The organism is Tardiphaga sp. GW822-FHT04G09 (assembly GCF_058800725.1).
Genome location: NZ_JBXAMO010000005.1, coordinates 45,143 through 62,494, shown reverse-complemented (window position 1 = coordinate 62,494; position 17,352 = coordinate 45,143). Strand labels below are relative to the sequence as shown.

The 17,352-nt window shown below is 61.4% G+C and carries 6 protein-coding genes; 3 read left to right on the top strand and 3 right to left on the bottom strand.

The genetic code is table 11. The features are described 5' to 3' along the window. The first annotated feature begins 75 nt into the window (after positions 1-75). Positions 76-1,542, top strand: coding sequence for a hypothetical protein (locus AC1RLZ_RS11605; protein WP_139212552.1), 1,467 nt, complete (start codon positions 76-78; stop codon positions 1,540-1,542). A 72-nt stretch (positions 1,543-1,614) separates the two neighbouring features. Beyond that, on the top strand, positions 1,615-2,490 hold the full coding sequence (locus AC1RLZ_RS11600) for a hypothetical protein (protein ID WP_139212553.1): 876 nt from the start codon (positions 1,615-1,617) through the stop codon (positions 2,488-2,490). Positions 2,491-2,622: 132 nt separating this feature from the next. Here AC1RLZ_RS11600 and AC1RLZ_RS11595 read toward each other — a convergent pair whose 3' ends face one another. After that, positions 2,623-2,949 (bottom strand): alpha-hydroxy-acid oxidizing protein, encoded by a 327-nt coding sequence (locus AC1RLZ_RS11595; protein WP_493188931.1) that lies wholly within the window; start codon positions 2,947-2,949, stop codon positions 2,623-2,625. Between the two features lie 244 nt (positions 2,950-3,193). Here AC1RLZ_RS11595 and AC1RLZ_RS11590 point away from each other — a divergent pair, with 244 nt between their 5' ends. Further along, on the top strand, positions 3,194-3,640 hold the full coding sequence (locus tag AC1RLZ_RS11590; protein WP_493188740.1) for a lipid-binding SYLF domain-containing protein: 447 nt from the start codon (positions 3,194-3,196) through the stop codon (positions 3,638-3,640). Positions 3,641-3,990: 350 nt separating this feature from the next. Here AC1RLZ_RS11590 and AC1RLZ_RS11585 read toward each other — a convergent pair whose 3' ends face one another. Further along, on the bottom strand, positions 3,991-4,791 hold the full coding sequence (locus AC1RLZ_RS11585; RefSeq protein ID WP_371424435.1) for an AMP nucleosidase: 801 nt from the start codon (positions 4,789-4,791) through the stop codon (positions 3,991-3,993). A 431-nt stretch (positions 4,792-5,222) separates the two neighbouring features. Further along, complete coding sequence (locus AC1RLZ_RS11580) at positions 5,223-17,309, bottom strand: filamentous hemagglutinin family protein (RefSeq protein WP_493188739.1); 12,087 nt, start codon at positions 17,307-17,309, stop codon at positions 5,223-5,225. Positions 17,310-17,352: the final 43 nt, after the last annotated feature.

Sequence of the window (17,352 nt, the reverse complement as noted above, 5' to 3'; positions counted from 1 at the left end):
TATTGGAATTTACAACCTAAGAACGCATTCCCGTGATTAGACTATTAGATTTATGCTATTCAAGGACTATCGCACATGTCTATTGCAGAAGACCTAGCTAACGCCTGCGATAAAGCACTAGAAGAACAGCGCCTTCTCGGAGCATCACTCCTCACCCCATCGACAGATGGGACCGTATTTCTAACAACTGCGACCGTCCCAGGTAGCCATCAATCACTAGCCGACCTAGATTCTGAACTGACAACCATTGCGACAAGTATTCGGGCGATATCGGAACAAGACTTAACTTTCGTTCCTTTAAAGACCATGCAATCAGCTTCAAAGAAGCTCGCCCAAATCGCCGGTCACTACGCAGCAGCACGGGCCGAAATCCCAGACACCGAGACGACCCAAACCATCACCGCAGAGACGTTTACGTTCGTCGACCAGAATGGAACAGGCCACACGCTCGGACCTCACCTAAAATCGGCTTCGGACGCTACAGAAGAACTTCTCACCGACTGGCATCTTCTTCGCCTTGCAGCAAAATCGCCCCGCATAAATGACTTCGCCGCCTTCCTGCGATTAAATGCTGAGCACCGCGCGACACTAGAAAAACTTCTGCAAGAAGCGATCGCCATCAAGGAAAATGTTAAGGAAGCGGACACGTCAATCGACGCTATTCTATCCGATACAACCGAAGCCAAATCTGAAATTGCCGGACTGAAAGAAATCACAGATTCCGACAGAAAGACAATCAGCGCGATGCTCGCTGAGGCATCTACAAAAATGGAAGGTATAAAGAAAACCTCGCTAGACGCGGACGCATTGACCAATACAATTGCAGAATATCAATCCGAGTTCGATCGCTTCCAGGGACAGCTCGACGAGCGAACAAAGCGATTCACGGACGGAACGACCCAATTAACACAGTTGATCGAGCGACTAAACCACGAAGAAAGCACCATCAAGCGCCTCATTGACCAATCAGAAGGAATGCTAACTGGCGCAACAAATGCGGGTTTAGCAGGATCACTGAGTCAACGCTTGAAAGAAATCAGCAAGGAAGTAACAAGATCCCGCTGGGCGTACTATGCAGCCATTACAATCCTTATCGCTGCAACATTACCAATAGCTTTCGACATCTTACCCAAAGAATTCGCTCAGAAGATACTCAAAACATTGACGGGCGGATACTTCGACGCGAGCACATCGAATGATAAGTTACTACAGAATCCAGACCTACTTGGCCACGTAATCGCCCGCGCTCTACTTTTGATACCACCGTTGCTGCTGGTACGTTTTTCTGCTGCTAGGCATGAGCGCCTATTTCGACTTCGAGAGCACTATGCTTATAAATACTCCATAGCTTCTTCGGTTGAAGGTTTTAAGCAGCAATCGCCAGAGCAATACAGAGACTACATTGCCCTAACTGCCTTCAATGAGCTCACTTTCAATCCAGCCACGCAGATGGAATCAAAAGGTTCAGAAACAAAGCACCCCAACCCTTTAATAGATGCATTTTTGAAAAAGGCTGGGTTTGCACCTGAGCAACAAGCGTGAGAGCGCCACCAGATACGCAACCGCTTTCAACTTCACCCTCGTAGTTTTCACTCTAAGATCACCGGCCCCCGAATGAATTCGGCAACCAATGAACTCTTCGGACGATCATCTTCTTTGTTAAAAGTAATTGAAGAAATTCTACCAACCGCGCTTGAACACCGCTATCGATTTTCCACTGATGATTCTTTTGAAAAGTGGCGCAGATCTGCTGAATTCAATATCCCTCAATTGAATGTCATCACGTCGCTTGAACTGATAGACAAAGCTCATCTGTCCGCCGTGACCGCCTTAATACGGACAAAGGCTTGGGCGGATGCGACATGCGCCGCCCACACCTCTCGAAATTTCTTTAGTTGGGCAGCCTCGTCTCGGGGGCTAATTGAAAATGCCGGAGACATTGTAGATGGCCTCCTCCAGATAGCGCCAACTCTGGCCTCTAATCATAGAGCGATTTCCGCCTGTCTCACTGGGAGGATGGACACAAAGATAGCGATCTTCTCAGAGATCGAAAAACCCTTGGATCATTTTGTACTTGCTGGATGGTTGCGTACCAAGCGGGGGGAGCAGAATCCATTGAAAGCAAAGGATAACGCAGAGTATGTCAAGGTTTTGGAGCCGGTCACCCCCGATGCTCCGAATTTTTATCGCCGACTTTGTTCTATTTGCCATCCGTCCAACGCATCTATCGAATTCATGTATGACTTAGATGCATTAGATAGCGGCGGATTCAAACTTTCTCGAAACAAAGACATAGACGAAATTAAAAAAACACTCAGAGAGTTTCCAGATGTACTCGCAGGAAGTCTAATGATGTCATGCAATACTGCTCTTTTGATACTTAGAGTACTTCACAAGTTTAAGTACCACCCCAAAATTCCTTATCTAAAAACGCTCGACTGGCGTGATGTAAAGATGTGGGCTTCGATCGAATCTGACCTCGCCTCCTAGTTCACTGACAAGAAGGGCGAAGCCACGCAGCGTAATCCGCCGCAACTGTCTCTCGGCGCAGCGCGCGGTCAAACCGTGGACAGCCATGGCCGAGGCACGAGGCACTGTTCATTCATCAGAAGTCGGGCACGGCTAGGCGCTGGTGACGCAGCGCCGCGTGATGTGGGTGATGTCCAGCGCTCCCACCTGCCGCATGATCGTGATGAACTCATCGTCCAGGATCTGCAGCACCCGGTCCACGCCGGCCTCGCCGAACGACGCCAGGCCCCACACGTAAGACCGGCCAATGCCGACGGCCGCGGCGCCCAAGGCGAGCGCCTTCAGGACATCGGTGCCGCGGCGTACGCCCCCGTCGATGAGCACCGGGATGCGCCCGCCCATCGAATCCACGACCTCTGACAGCACACCGATCGTCGACTGCCCGCTCTCTTCCGCGCGCCCGCCGTGGTTGGAGACGATCAGGAAGCATAGGGCAGATTAGCGCAGCGTAATCCACCACAACTGTCTCTCGGCGCAATTCGCTTCCGCCTTCGCTCTGCGAGCTACGGCAGACCGTCCGCACTTGCGCCCCACTCATTGACGTCGGACATTGCGCCCCTTGGGAGCAGACCGCGCATCGACTTACGTCATTGACGAGTCCTGCGATGCCCTATCTAGTTGCCGCAGTGCCGCCACGCGGCAGCCCCATGACCGGAATATCAATATGCGCTTTCCAAAGACTCGCTGCCTCACTCTTCTCGCCGTCGCAACTCTGCTGTCCGCCGCACTGTCGCTGCCCGCTCACGCGGACACCGGCAAGGTCCGCTTCAAGTTCTTCAAGGCCGGATGGTTCATCGGAGCGCAGGCAGGAAGCGGAATCCTCAGCTTCCGTGGTGAGATGTATCCGTTTCGCATCGGCGGCGTGAGCGCGGGCCTGACATTTGGCGGCTCCTCGACCGATCTGGTGGGGACGGCGCAAAATATGCGTCAGGCTTCGGACATCGAAGGCATTTATACGGCGCTCGGTGCAGGTGTGGCGGTCGGTGCAGGCAGGCGCGCCATCCAGATGCGCAATGCCAAGGGCGTCGTCCTGTCGCTGGAGGGGGAGCAACTGGGCCTTCAGTTCGATCTGGACCTGAGCGGAATGAGCGTCTCCATCCAGAACCAGTAATCGGATGCACCAACGCCCGTGCGTTGGCCCTCACTGCGACATCCAGGCAGCACGCATAATCCACCAATGTTGGCATGTTGAGGCGGCGGTTTAGGATCAGCGTATCTGTGGTCACATGAGGAGGCCGCTCGGCCTTCGAAGCGATCGTTGATCCCCGCATGACGCGATTACGGCTTGCCTTGACAAAAGGCAGTCACGGCGCCGGTTGACGGCACGTTCGGCGACAGCTCAATACCGCCGTACGGATCGTACTTCCGCCTCGCGCACGATAGTGCTGCACAACAACCTCGTAGCGGCGAGGATCTCTATCGGCAGCGCATGCCGCTGCGCCATTCAACTCTCTCGGCCGTTCATGGCTCATGCGGTTTGTCAAAATCGCTTTCGAAGCGCAAATGCTTCACGCTGCGGCCTTGACGTCGCACAAGCTTGAGAGCCTCTATCCCGACCCTGATATGCGTTTCCACAAAGTTCGTCGTCACCACCAGGTCCGATGCCTCGGTCTTCACGCCTTCAGGGATCATGGGCTGATCGGATACGAGAAGCAGCGCGCCCGTGGGGATGTGGTTGGCAAATCCGGCCGCAAAGATCGTCGCCGTCTCCATGTCGATCGCCATGCTCCGCGTCCGACGCAACTGCTCCTTAAAGACCTCGTCGTGCTCCCAGACACGACGGTTGGTGGTGTAGACGGTGCCCGTCCAGTAATCGTGCCCCAAATCACGGATCATGGTTGATACCGCGCGTTGCAGTTGGAATGCGGGTAGCGCCGGGACCTCGGGCGGCAGGTAATCGTTCGAGGTGCCTTCGCCCCGAATGGCAGCAATGGGCAGAATCAAATCACCGGTCTGGTTCTTGCGTTTCAAACCGCCGCACTTGCCGAGAAATAAAACAGCCTTTGGGGAAATGGCGCTCAGTAGATCCATCACGGTTGCCGCATTCGGGCTTCCCATGCCGAAATTGATCAAGGTAATGCCATCGGCAGTCACATTGGGCATCGGCCGATCCGCGCCCCTGATCGATACATTGTGATGAGCGGCGAACCATGCGACGTAACCGCCGAAATTCGTCAAAAGAACATACTGGCCAAATTCATCGAGTGGCGTGCCTGTGTAACGCGGCAACCAGTTTTCGACGATGTCCCTTTTTTCTTTCATTTTCTTGCTCCCACATCAAATCGTATACATATGTTCGACGTATGCGAGTTTCCACGATGTAAAGGGCATTTGCCGAACAGAGCTGCATTAGCAGAATCGATGCGGAGGATCGGCGGAAAACCAGGGCCGGGCTCATTCCGGAAGCGGTTTCCTTGCGCTGCTCGTCAACAGTTGCGGCATCGGCAACGACCGATCAGACGCGCAGAATTCAATCTGCAGGCGCACAAACGATGCCGCAGAACTGATCCTTCAGACGACGGCCGCGGATTGAATCCGGGCGGGTTCAACGACCACCAAGAATCCTCCGCATCAGACACGTGCTGAGCGAAGGCGGGATTTCATGGTGGCCAGAAGGCGCTGTTGTCGTTTTCGATCACCAATCCTGGACGTGGAACAGCTGTGCATGTTGCCGCGCAGCCAGCTTTCACGCGCTAGAGAGCGCCTTGTGCGATCAGGCGGCGTCTCTCCTCATCGCTCATGATGCCGGCGCCCACGAACTGGACCGCACTATTGGGATTGTAACTACGCTGATCCGGAGTTCTGCGCGGTCGATCACCGTCGGTATCGTCAGGCGCGCTGCCGTTTCCTCCACCATAACCCAGCACTTCGACGATGATCACCGAGGGCCTGTCGTTCCCCGCACCATTGTTCGGCGGCGCGGTTTGCTGGGTGGCCGCGGTCGCGTTGGCGGTCGACAGGGCCCCGCTGATGCTTGGCGCCTGCACAGTCGGAATTCCGGTTGATGTACCCTGCACCTGGATGTTGGCTGCGTTGACGATCTGCAGCGCGGCGAGATTGACGTTGCCCGACACACGGATGCCCGCCTCGCCCGCATCGATCGTGCCAAACGGGGCGATGAGGTCGACATTGCTCGCGCGCGTGCCCGGGATGGTGCTGAGCGTTGCGATGCCGGCACCGCTCGCCGGCGCGGCCGGGGCGATGGTGATGTTGCCGTAGTTATCGTATTGGCGCTGCGGCGGCGTGAAGATCGTCGTCGTCTTGGAGCCGCGGCCGGCGTTGATGTCGCCTTCCGCCGACCAGACCAGGATATCGCCGCCGAACGTCGTCATGATGCGGCTCTGGCCAAGCAGCACGCTGCCAAGCGAATAGACGTAGATATTGCTGTCCTGTCCTTGTGTCAGAAGGCCGGCATTGGGTCCGGGCGTGACACCCTCCACGCCGACCAGCGTCTGTCCGCCGGGATTGAGGATCTGGATGTCGCCACCGAACTGGGTGCGCACGCCCCCATCGCTCGTCACCGGCACGTCGACGCCGTTGACGGTTCTGGAGCCGGTCACGCTGCTGAACATCGTGATCTTGCCCGAGTAATCAATGGGCCGCCCCTGCGCGTCCCGATCCGGGAACAACGTGGCGATCGCCTCGCGCCCGCGCAGATAGCTCTGATAGCGCGGACTTCCCGAGTTGTTGTATTCGCGGCCACCCAGCGTCAGTTCCTTGTAATAGACGTCGCGGACGAAGACGCCTTGCTGCTCCTTCGGCAGCGCCAGGAAGAAACCGAGCGCATCGGCCGCCTTCCCGGTGTAGCCGAAGCGGCTTTGCAGCCATTGCAGCAGCTCCTGATCGTAGGCGTGAACCACCTGGCCGCTGCCGGCGAGCGGCGCGCCTTCAGCGAGCTGATTGGCCGGATCGAAATAGAGCTTCGCAAACGCGGCATAATCCGGGCTATTCGCACCGACACCCGCCAGCACCGTGACATCGGCGCCACCTTTGTTATTTGACGGATTGACCACGTCACCGACGCTCACCAGCGAGCCGTAATAGCCCTGATAGAGATTGCGGCCGGCCTGCACCTGAAGCAGGCCCGGACCGAGGATGTCGAGCGATAGATGGAAGATATCGCGGCCGGCCTGCACCAGCGAGATGTCGTTGGCGCTGTTGTTCAGGAACGCGCTGGCGTTTGGGCCGGTGCCGACGATGTCGCGGCCGGCGATAACCTCGAACGGTTTGGCAGCCATATACCAGGTCGTGGGCGACGGCACGAACCCCAACGAGAACGACCGCGTCATATTCTGGACCTGCCCGAGCGTCAGGTCGACGATATCGATGCCGGCATAGACCTGCGCGGGCCTGTTGTCGCCGGCGTGAAGATTGGTCTGCGGCGTGTCGGGGCCGAACGCGATAGGGTTGTAGGGATCTAAACGGAATGGGGCAGTCGCCGAAGCATTGCTGTCATTGCTGTTGGAGAACACCGGGCGGAATGGCGTCGCCAGCGTGCGCATATCGGCGCCGGACATGCCTATCACCTGGCTCGTGCCGTAAATCGAGCCCGCGGCCAGAAGCGCGAGCTGTCCGGTCGGCGACGGCATCAACTCGATCGGCGCAAATGTCAGCGAAACTATTCCAGGTTCTGCGAACCGGATGTCGCCATTGGCGGCCGCAACGATCAACGTACCCGGATAGGCGCGGTTAGCACCGCTCGTGCCAGCCGTGTTTCCGTCGAGCACCGCGGCATCGCCGCCCGCTGCGTAAAGATTGACGGCTGTCGCCTGCGTCCACAGCATGAAGCTCGATTGTCCGCCGCTCTTGACCAGCGTGGTCGTGCCGTCCGCGTTGCGGACCGTGTAGGGCATGCCCTCCCGATCGACCACAGGCCCCATGCCGGCATCGCTCGTGCCACCGAACACGAGATCACCGCGCGTGCTGATGCTGAGGCTGCCGTCTCCCGGCGTGAAGATTGGCCCCGGCGCTTTGAGCGAACGCTTGAAGACATTCGGATCGACCGCCCGCGGATCGTACGAGGTCCAGCCTTGACCGGCGGCGTTCAGGGCCAGAGTGCCGATCGACCCGGCACCGACAATGACATCACCCCGCAGATCCGTAACCGAGCCGAAGTGGTCTGGCACAAGGGACGTCGCAGTTGCCGCCGGAAGCGAGTTCAGTATCCCGCCCACCCTGAGGATGAGATCGCCGCCGCCGGTCTGCATCAGCGTGCCATTGGACAGGACACGACCGGTCGAGGCGACTGCCAGATCGAGGCCGGTCGAGCTATTTCTGTTGTTGCTCGTCACGCCGGCATTGCCGCCCGCGATAACGGTCAGGTTGCCGCCGCCAAGGGTACCGATGCCCTGGAAGCCAAAGAGCTGCAGGGTGTCGCGGTCCGTAGACGTCTTCCCATAGGAGCCGAAATTGATCCACCACGCGGTTGGATCGGCGGACGAGCCGCCGCCCTGGCGGAAGAGCCAGTTGCCGGTGAGATCGGAGTCCACATAACGCGTGTTGTTGTCGGCGATCTGGATGTTGCCGGAGACATCCTGCTGCGCCATCAGCAGAACATCTCCACCGTGCTCGGGATACCAGGCATGCGAGTTGCCGCCGCTCGTGACACCGACAAGGTCATAAGGATTGCTGCTGTCAGCCGCCAAAACCGCTCCCGACTGCGTGCCCGCGGTGTAGACGCCGTAGGGCGTCGCTTCGCTGAAGCTGCCGCCCGCCAGCAGATCGAGATTGCCGGTGCCGGTGCGCAGCACGCTGAAGAACGTGCCGTTGCGCGTTGAGTTATAGGCCGGATCGCTGAGCGTGAGCTTGCCGCCTCCATTGAGCACGCGCGTCGTCTGCAGCGCGCGCTGATCGGCGGCAGCGAGATCGGCGCCGGACACAAGACGGATCGAGGCAGAAAGTGAACCAGGCGCGAGCATTGCCGCCGCTGCCGATGTGGCCGGTGCGCCGGGAATTCCGGGCGTGACCACCGCTCCGAGGGAGGGCAAATTAGCGATATCGAAGACCAAGTAGTCGTTCGCCCCTAGCGAAGGTCCGGGGTCCAGTGTGGTGCCGGCCGGGATGGTGCTGCCTGGCCAATATTGATGGCCGTTGGTATCGACAAATGGCACCCCATACAGCGAAACCATATCCTGGTAGAATTGGTCGTTTGGTATCGTCCAGTCAGTCATCAGCGTTACACTGGTGTCGTAAACGTAACTGGAATTGTTCAGGCCGGTGTCACTAGGCGACCACAGCTGCGCGTTGGGATCGCTCGGGATATCGATCAGATTGTAGACCGCCGCTATTCCCGGCGACGCCTTGAACCCATCCGAGATGCTTCCCTGGACGGTCAGGTTGCCGGCGGCGCGGATCACAAGCGCCATCGGCTCGCCCGCGCCGTAAGTCGCCGAGTTCGGATCGCGATCGGCGCTCGCGCCGTAGCGATACTTCGCAAGGTCGATGTCGCCCGAGGTCGACAGGTCGCCGCTCGAGGTGATCTGGACGCCCGGGCGCAGATGATAGGCGCTGCCGTATGCCGACAGGCCCGTCACGCGCGAGGCCAGATCGGTATTGCCGAGCGCGGCGTTGATGAAGGTTGCGCTCGCCGTGTCGAAGCCGTCGAGCGTCGCCTGGCTGATGGTGCTGCCCCCCGGCAGGTCGTAGGTCCAGAACGCATTGAGCGCGATGCTGTAGGCGCCGCGGATATTGAGCGGACCCGTCGCATTGATGGCGATGTCGCCCGAGGTCTCGCCGGTGCGCTGCGCGTTCAGCTGGATGTCGCCGTAAGCCACGCCGTTCGGCGTGGTGAGATTCATGGTGGCGCCGGGCGACAGCGTCAGCATGCCGCCTGCGGCGGTCAGCTCGATGTGGCCACGGTTCTTGGCTTCGATCGGCTGGCCGTAGCTGTCGACCTGCAGCACCGTGCCATGCGCATCGAGCACCGCGCTCGATGCCAGCGTCAGCCCGTTACTGGCCGACAGCCGGATGGTGCCCGGCGCAGCCCCGGACGCATCGATGGTGCCGTTGACGGTCAGGCTGCCGCCGTCGAGTGACACTGTAACGTAGCGGGCTTTGACGCCGTCGCCGATCGTGAGATCGCCGCTCTTGATGTCGAAGCTGCGGGCGCTGAAGAAGCCGCCCTGGGTCAGAAGCGCGTTCAGGCCGGCAAAATCGGCAAGCGAGCCGGCCACAACGCTGAAGTCACCGCTGGTGTAGTTGCCGGTCGTGCCGCCGTTTAAAACGCCGTTGAGCGCCACTGGCCCGCCAGCCGCGTCGATATCGACCGAGCCGGCATTGGCATTGGTGGCGGAGACGTCGACGACGGACCCTGCCGCCTGCGTCACGCTGCCCTGCGCACTATTGAAGATCGCGGTGCCGCCGAAGCCGTAGACCACCGCCTTCTGGATCGTCGACGGCCGGCCGCCGAGGTCGATGCGGCTTCCACCATTGAGAACGATGTCGTTGGTAGCATTGACCACAAATTTGCCGCTCGGCAGCAGGACTGTGCTGGCGATGGCGACACTGTCGCCGGTCAGATCGATCTCCGCACCGGCGACCGTCGACGTAGCCGCGCTCTGCGCGGCGCCGGCAGGCGCAACGACATTGAGTGCGCCTCCCGCCGTATAGGCCATGATTGATTTCTGCACGCCGGTGAGCAGCGGCGTCGTCAGTGTGAGATTGCCGCCTGTGCCGCTCTGGCCGAACACGGCTGCCGGATCGGTGCTCGGCGTCTGATAGACGAACAGCTTGCTGTTGCCAGCCGAGACAATCTTCGAACGGCCGGTGATGTCAACGTTGTTGAAGCCATAGATGGTTCGGCTCGCCGAGGTCGTATCGAGCGAGACGAACTGGCCGAAGTCGATCTCGTCGGCGACGAGGCTGAGCATGCCGGCACCAGTGCCCGGTCCGCCCGCGGCAATGGCAGGCGGCGTCGCGCCGGGAATGCCATTCCAGGTGATCTTGCCAGCGGCAATGGTGGCGTGATCGCCAGCCGAACCGTAGCCGTAGATCGCCGAGGTATTCAGAACGAGATTGACGCCGGTGCCGGTCGCGTCGAGGCCGCTATTGCCGAAGACATTGATGGCGTTCGCTGCGCTCAGGGTAATCCTTTCCAGCGCGGGCGCGCCGTGCAGCGGATCCCCATTGACGAGAAGATTGAACAGCGCCTGGTTGAACAGGACACCGGCCGGTGCACCGGCCGTGGCAATCGTGGCGGCGTCGCCGATGTTCAACGTTCCGACCGCAAGAGCAATGTTGCGCGCTCCGAAATGCGCCGTGGGGTCGATGCTGGAGACGCCATTGGTGGCGAAGGCCAGCGTGCCCTCGGAGTAAAGCGATGAACCTGCGCCGATCGTGATGGCGCCGTTGCTGCTGTTGGCGAGGAAATTGAGTTCGCCGTTGGAGAGCGCCAACATCGAGACGCCGAAGGACGTGGTGTAGGTCATGCCGGTCGAGGCTGAATCGAAGGGACCGGCCCCCTCCCCGATGGTCGTAAGCGTCACATTGTTGCCGACGCTGATATTGCCGCCGATCAGGAAGATTTCACCGGCCCTCAGCGTCACACCATCGCGAATCGCGATATCCCGGCCGCCCTGGAAAATGATGCTCCCATTGTTGAAGAGATTGCCGCCGTTGACCATCAGCCGCGGCGCCTTGAGGGCGTTGATACTGGCCGCGTCGACTGCGACGCCCGTGAATGCTGCCGTGGATGGATCGACATAGATCTCGTCGACCTTCGCCAGCGAGGCCTGCCCCGCAGCGCCGCCCTGTGAGCCCTGGAACAGCACGGTGCCGTCGAAGGTGAGCGCGGAGCCGGTCGTGGGCGATGTCGGCGCCTCGAATGTCACCAGCAACGCCTTGCCATCGGCCGGCAACAGCGGACGAACGCCGCCGAATTGCGCCGTGTTGGCGATCAGGAAGTCACTGTAGCTCTGCTCGTTGTATTGCGAGTAGCGTCGAACCGACGTGCCCGACGTAATCAGCGCCGTGACCGGCAGGCTGCTGCTGATCGCGGTATTGGCGATGCCGGTGTAGACGGAGGTCGCGTAAGTGCCGTTGCCGATCGCATTGGCACCGGCGACGGGCAGCATCGTCGTGCCGCCCAGTTCAACGCGGTAGGCGCCGGGCAGCAGTGCATAATTCGACGGCAGCAATGTGTAGGTGCCGGCCGGCAGGCCCGGCACGCCGCCTGGGACGGTAATCTGCTGGCCGATCGAAGGATCGCCCGCACCGTTCTCGGGCGCGACCGGCGCGTAGCCAGAGCGATAGCCCGGCACGATGGCATAGACCTTGTCGCTCGCCTTGCTGAGCAGGGTCACCGGATTGGCGTTGACGAGCGGCGTGTTCAGCACGTTGACCGAGCCGCCGCGTCCCGAGACGAAGCCCGCGCCGCTGAGCGTGCCACCGCCGGAAAGGTCCAGCACCGCGCCGCTTGCGACGCTCACCGACTGACCGTCCAGGGTGATGCCGGATTGCGCCCCGTAAGTGCCGGAGTTGGTCAAGGCCAGCGGCCTCACGGCAGCGCCGTTGTAGTTGTAGGACACACCGTCGATCGTGCCACCGTAAGGCATGACGAGTCCGTCCATCGACACCGAGGTCAGGCTGCCGGGCAACAGATCGACGCGCTGGGTTAGGGGCTGAAAGCTGCTGCCCAGCATGATGAGGCCAAACGGCGCGCGCACGATACCGCCCTGCTCCACGATCGGCGCGGTCAAGCTCAAAGTGCCGAATAGCGAGAACGGCGCGTCGGGGATCGTATCCGTAGTGCGGCCAAGGATCAGCTTCTGACCGGCGATCACGGTCGCGAAGGTGTTGGTGGCCGGATAGATCTGCGCCGAGAGAAGTTCGAGATTCCAGTCGGTGGCCAGTCGCATCTGCGGCAACCCGGCCATCGACAGGAAACGGATGTCGCCCTGACTCTTGAGTCGGGTCGTCACGAAGCCTGGATAGTTCGTTGCGACACGCCAACCGATCGCGGGATCGTAGACGTCGGCGCGGGCCCCGAACTGAACTAGCCCTTGAATATCGATTTGATCGGCGTTCGCTTCAAAAATCGCCGCGGTCGGTGCGCCCGAAGCCCTGGGATTGCGGACGCTGCCGCTGTCGAAGCCGTCAGGGATGATAGCCTGCGGCTCGACGAACCGGATATAGGGCGCGGAGAGCTTCACGCTGTTGGTCGCGATCGATGGGGCGGCTGTAATGTCCCCGGTAAAAGGATTGCCCGTGGTAAAGGCCGCTGCTGTCAGAGTGAGACTGCGGGCGAGCGAGAGCGAGACATCCCCCGAGAACTGGATGAAGTCACCCGAATTCAAGGTTAGGCTGTCGAACCCGCCGGCCTTGATCTTGTCCACGCCGATCGCGGCGTGCCCGAATTGAAGCGACGACGCATCGGTACCCGGCGCGATGTTCGCGGGCAACGATGACGGCTGATACAGCTGCGTCACGACCATGGTGCTGGGGACCAACACATTGGCCGGGAACGGAGGTATGAAGTACGGCGTGGTCAGCGCAACCGACAGGCTGCCACCCGAAGCATTGGCGCCGTCGGCAGAGGCATGCATGCTGCCGTCAAGGTAGAGTCCGCTGTTGGACGATAGCGAGATGGAGCCGCCGTTCGTGGCCCAGGCCCGTGGCTGGCCGATGGATTGAAGATCGCCCTGCGAGACAAAGTCGATCACCGTGTGGCTGCCGTCGGCGTCGAGCTCGGCGCCGGGGCGGATCAGCACGAACGCACTGCCGCCGTTGACGGCGATCGAACCGCCATCGGTCGCAGTGCCGTAGCGACGTCCCGCGAGATCAAGCACGCTGTAGGACGTACCAGACACATCGATCTTGGCGTTCGAATCGACCCAGATCGAGATGCCGCGGCCGTTGCCCTGCGCGTCGAAGTTACGGCCGGCATCGATCTTCGAGCCGTCGGCGACGTTGGCGAGCGTGATGCTGCCGCCATGCGCTGTGAGATCGCCATAGACCGTAAGCTGACCAAAGGCGTTCAACGTGATGCTCTGGTTCGGATCGACGCTGATTGAAGCTCCCTCGCCGACCACGATCGCGCCGCCGCCGATATTGGCGCCGTTGAACCTCGTGGACTGCGAGCGTAGCGTGAGGCTGGCGCCGGCCCGCTGAGTCAGCCTGCTGCTCGCCGGATTTTCCATGAACAGCGGCGGCGTCCAAAGCGACATCGCCGATGACGGATCGCTGCCGGATGCCGCGGCGAAGCTGCCGGAGCCGATCTGGTAGACCGGCATCGCCGGGGCAACGACAGTGTTACTGGTGACCAGAACACCCCGCCCGCCATTGATGTCGTAATTGGCGAAACCCGCGGTGAAGAAGGCGGAACCGAGCGCTGGCGCTGGTTCGATCTCAACGGTCTGCGATAGCAACGTGCCGGCCGGAATCATCGCGCCAACCGCATAGGTCTTGGACGTCGCCAACACCGATCCGGCGGCGTAAATCACTTGGTAGGGGGTGATGGAGATGCCGTTCGGGAAAACGCTCGACGGGATCACGGTGCCCGCTGGAATACGACCCGTGCCGCTCCAGCCGGTAATGACCGTCCCGGCCGGGACCACGGTGCCCGAGCCCCAGAACTGCAACGACCCGTTACCGTCCCGGCTCTGGAGAGAGTCCATGCCCTGCGGCACAGTCCAATCCGCGCCCGTGGGCCCCCTCGGCACCACGCTCATCGTGACGTCGACCGGGATGGGCACGTCGTACGCCACCGCGGTGTAATTCTCGATCAGCGTGAACGGCAGCGGCGTGCCCGCCGGAATCGTCAGCGCCTGTTTAAGCGTGAGCGCGACCGGCGCCGGCGTCCCCGCGGCGAGCGTGCCGCCGGCAAGCTCGGCATTGTCGCCGATCACGATATTGCCCGGCGATGAAATCGTCAGCGTTCCACCACCATTGACGCCATAGGCGCGGATGGCGCCCTCGAGCACGAGTGTGCCGTCGCCTGAACCAGCATTCTGCTGCCCGTCGGCCGCCTTGATGGTGACATTGCCGCCCTTGCCGCCCTGGGTCTTGCCGCTGGCGAGGATCGCACCGCCCGAGGAAACATCGATCGTGCTACCTTGGGCGAGCGTGACGTTCTGCGTCGCATCGAAGGTGACATTGCCGCCGTTGAGGAAGCCGAGATTGGCCAGACTGTTCGGCTCGGTCAGGCCGTTGATCCACACACCGCGGGTATCGATGGTCGCGCCGGAGGCGAGTGTCAGTTGCGCGCCGCCATCGGCGTTGGTCAGCGCGCTGCTCCCGGTCGAGGTGCTCAGGATATTGCTGACGGTGACATTGCCGGAATGTGCGATGATATCGGCATTGATGTTGACCAGAGGCGCAACAAGACGGACCTGTGCGCCATTGGCAAAATTCAGCGGTGCATCGACGGCGATCTTGTTGCTGCTGGCGATGGTGAGCCCGCCGAGGTTGAAGCCATTGAGCGCCGGGGCGTTGAACCAGGCCGTGTTGACGCGATCACCCGGCAGCACCGTCGTCGCATCGAGCCCCGATGCAATTCCTGCCACACTGCCGAACTTCACATCGGCCGGCTGCGCCCCGTCGAGGCCGTAGGCACCGTATTGCCCCAGCGCCAGCGAGCCCGCGAGCGGCACGGTATTCTCGGTGAGCTTGTAGCCATCGGTGATGCCTGCCGTGCGGGCATTGGTCTGGCGTTGGCCGGTGATGACATTGGCGATAATGTCGGCCTCGAACACCGATGTCGGCGTCGACAGATTGAGCCGGCCGGCATCGCGGCCGACGGTATAGCCGGCCTCATAGCGCCAGGTCGACGACCGCGCCAGCGGCGATGTCCAAACCTCGGTGAGCTGATCGGAGATCTTGCCCTGGATATTATGCGTGCGCACGAAGCCACCCGCAGTGGCGACGAAGGTCATGTCGGCCGGCGCATTGTCGAAGCTGTAGATCCGGCCGTCGGTGCCGATCAGCTTGCTGGAATAGATCCTGCCGCCGGCATAGTTCACCGAACCGCCGGAGATGTCGAAGTGCGCGCCCTGCTGTGCCACCACTTCCGGCGCCGCCAGCGTGATGCTGCCGCCGAGCGCCGCCCATTCGCCGATGCGATGCGCGGTATTGGCGAGATAGCCGCCGAGTTCGAGCAACCCGCCTTTGGTGTAGTAGCGATCGCCGGCATAACCACCGGTGCCGGCGGGCACCAGCACGAGATCGCGGATATCGATCCAGACATTCTTGTTGAGCAGCGCGCCGCTGTCGCGATTCCCGGGCGAGTCCCGGAGCTCGTTGCCCTGGATATTGACCAGCACCTGATTGGCCGACATCGGCAGCGTGACGCCCTGCACGCCGGAGACGTCGATGCTGGCGCCGGTCTCGGCGAACACCCGCTTGCCGGCGGCAACCACGACCTGGCCGCCCTGCGCCATGGTCAGGGAGTTGTTCCTGAAGTTGACCAGCCCGCCGGTGACGATCTCGATGCGGGACTGGTCCTGCCGATCGGCCAGCACCGACAGGTTGTTGAACTGGCCGGTCGCCAGCACATTGGGCCCGGAAGATGCAATCAGCGCGTCGCGCTGGCTATTGAGCGCGGTGTCGGCGCTGTCGAGATCCGGCAGGATGGCGCTGACACTGTTGCCGGTCAGCTTGACGCTCCCGGTCGCATCATTCGCGGCGTTCAGCAGGTGGATGGTGCCGCGCTGGTTGACCGAGGTGGTGGAGAGCAGCACCCCGTCCTGGGTCACGGCGCGTCCGGCGAGCGTGATGTCGCCCTGCTGCGAGAGCACGACCCCGGTGTTGGTCACGGCGCCGCTCGCACTGCTTGCGTAAAACACCGGCGCGATCTCGCTGCCGCGGGTGGTCGATGCCTGGTTGGCGTCGGTGCCGAAGCCCTTGCGCAGGATGAAGTCGTCGCCGGCAGCCAGCACGGCCTGCCCCTTCGGGGTGGTGATGCTGCCGGCATTGACGACTTCGCTGCCCATCATCAGCACAAAGCCGCCGCCGGAGGTGACCGAGGTCGGCGCCGCCGTCGTGATCACCGCGCCGGCCTCGACCACCACCTTGCCGCCGGCCGCGGTGAAGCTCGGCACATAGGTCGTGCCGCCCCGCGTCGAGTAGATGCCGTTGCCGAGGAACTGGCTGTCGGTGATCTGCGCCGTCGCGGCGATCAATGATCCAACATTGATCTGGCTGCTGCCGCCGAAAATGATGCCGCTTGGGTTGATGACATAGACCTGGCCATCGGCCTTGATGGTGCCGAGGATCTGGCTCGGCGCGGTCGCCGCATTGACGCGGTTGAGCGCCACCCAGCTGGCATTGCCCTGCTGATCAAAGGTCAGCGTGGTGCGGGCACCGACATTGAACGACTGCCAGTTCAGGATCGCCTGTTGCGTGGTCTGCCGGATGCCGACCTGGGTGTGGCCCGCGCTATCGACACTCTGTGTCGGCGCATTGGCGCCGTTCCATCCGGCCGGCACGTTCGGCAGCAGGCCACCGGCGCCGAGGCCGTTCGGCACATTGACCGGCGCCGTCGTCGAGACCTGACGCGCCGTCGCGGCCGCTCGCGCTGCCGCCTGCATCGCCTGAATGTCCTGGATCGTTTTCGTCGCCCTCACCAGCGAGCCCTGCGTCTGCTTCGCTATCGCGGCCGCCTGTTGCGCCGCCAGCGACGCCGCGTCCGACGCAAAGTTCGGCGCTGACACCACCGGGCCGGACCCGTTCAGCGAACGGGCATAGGCACCCTCACCAATCATCAGCGACAATGCGATCACACTCGCCCCGGCCAGAAGCGCTGTGTGGCGGGTGCTATGGGACTTGGACGAACGACGAATGCGCATTGGACACTTTCTCACTAGACACACCGACGAGCCTCAAGCTGCC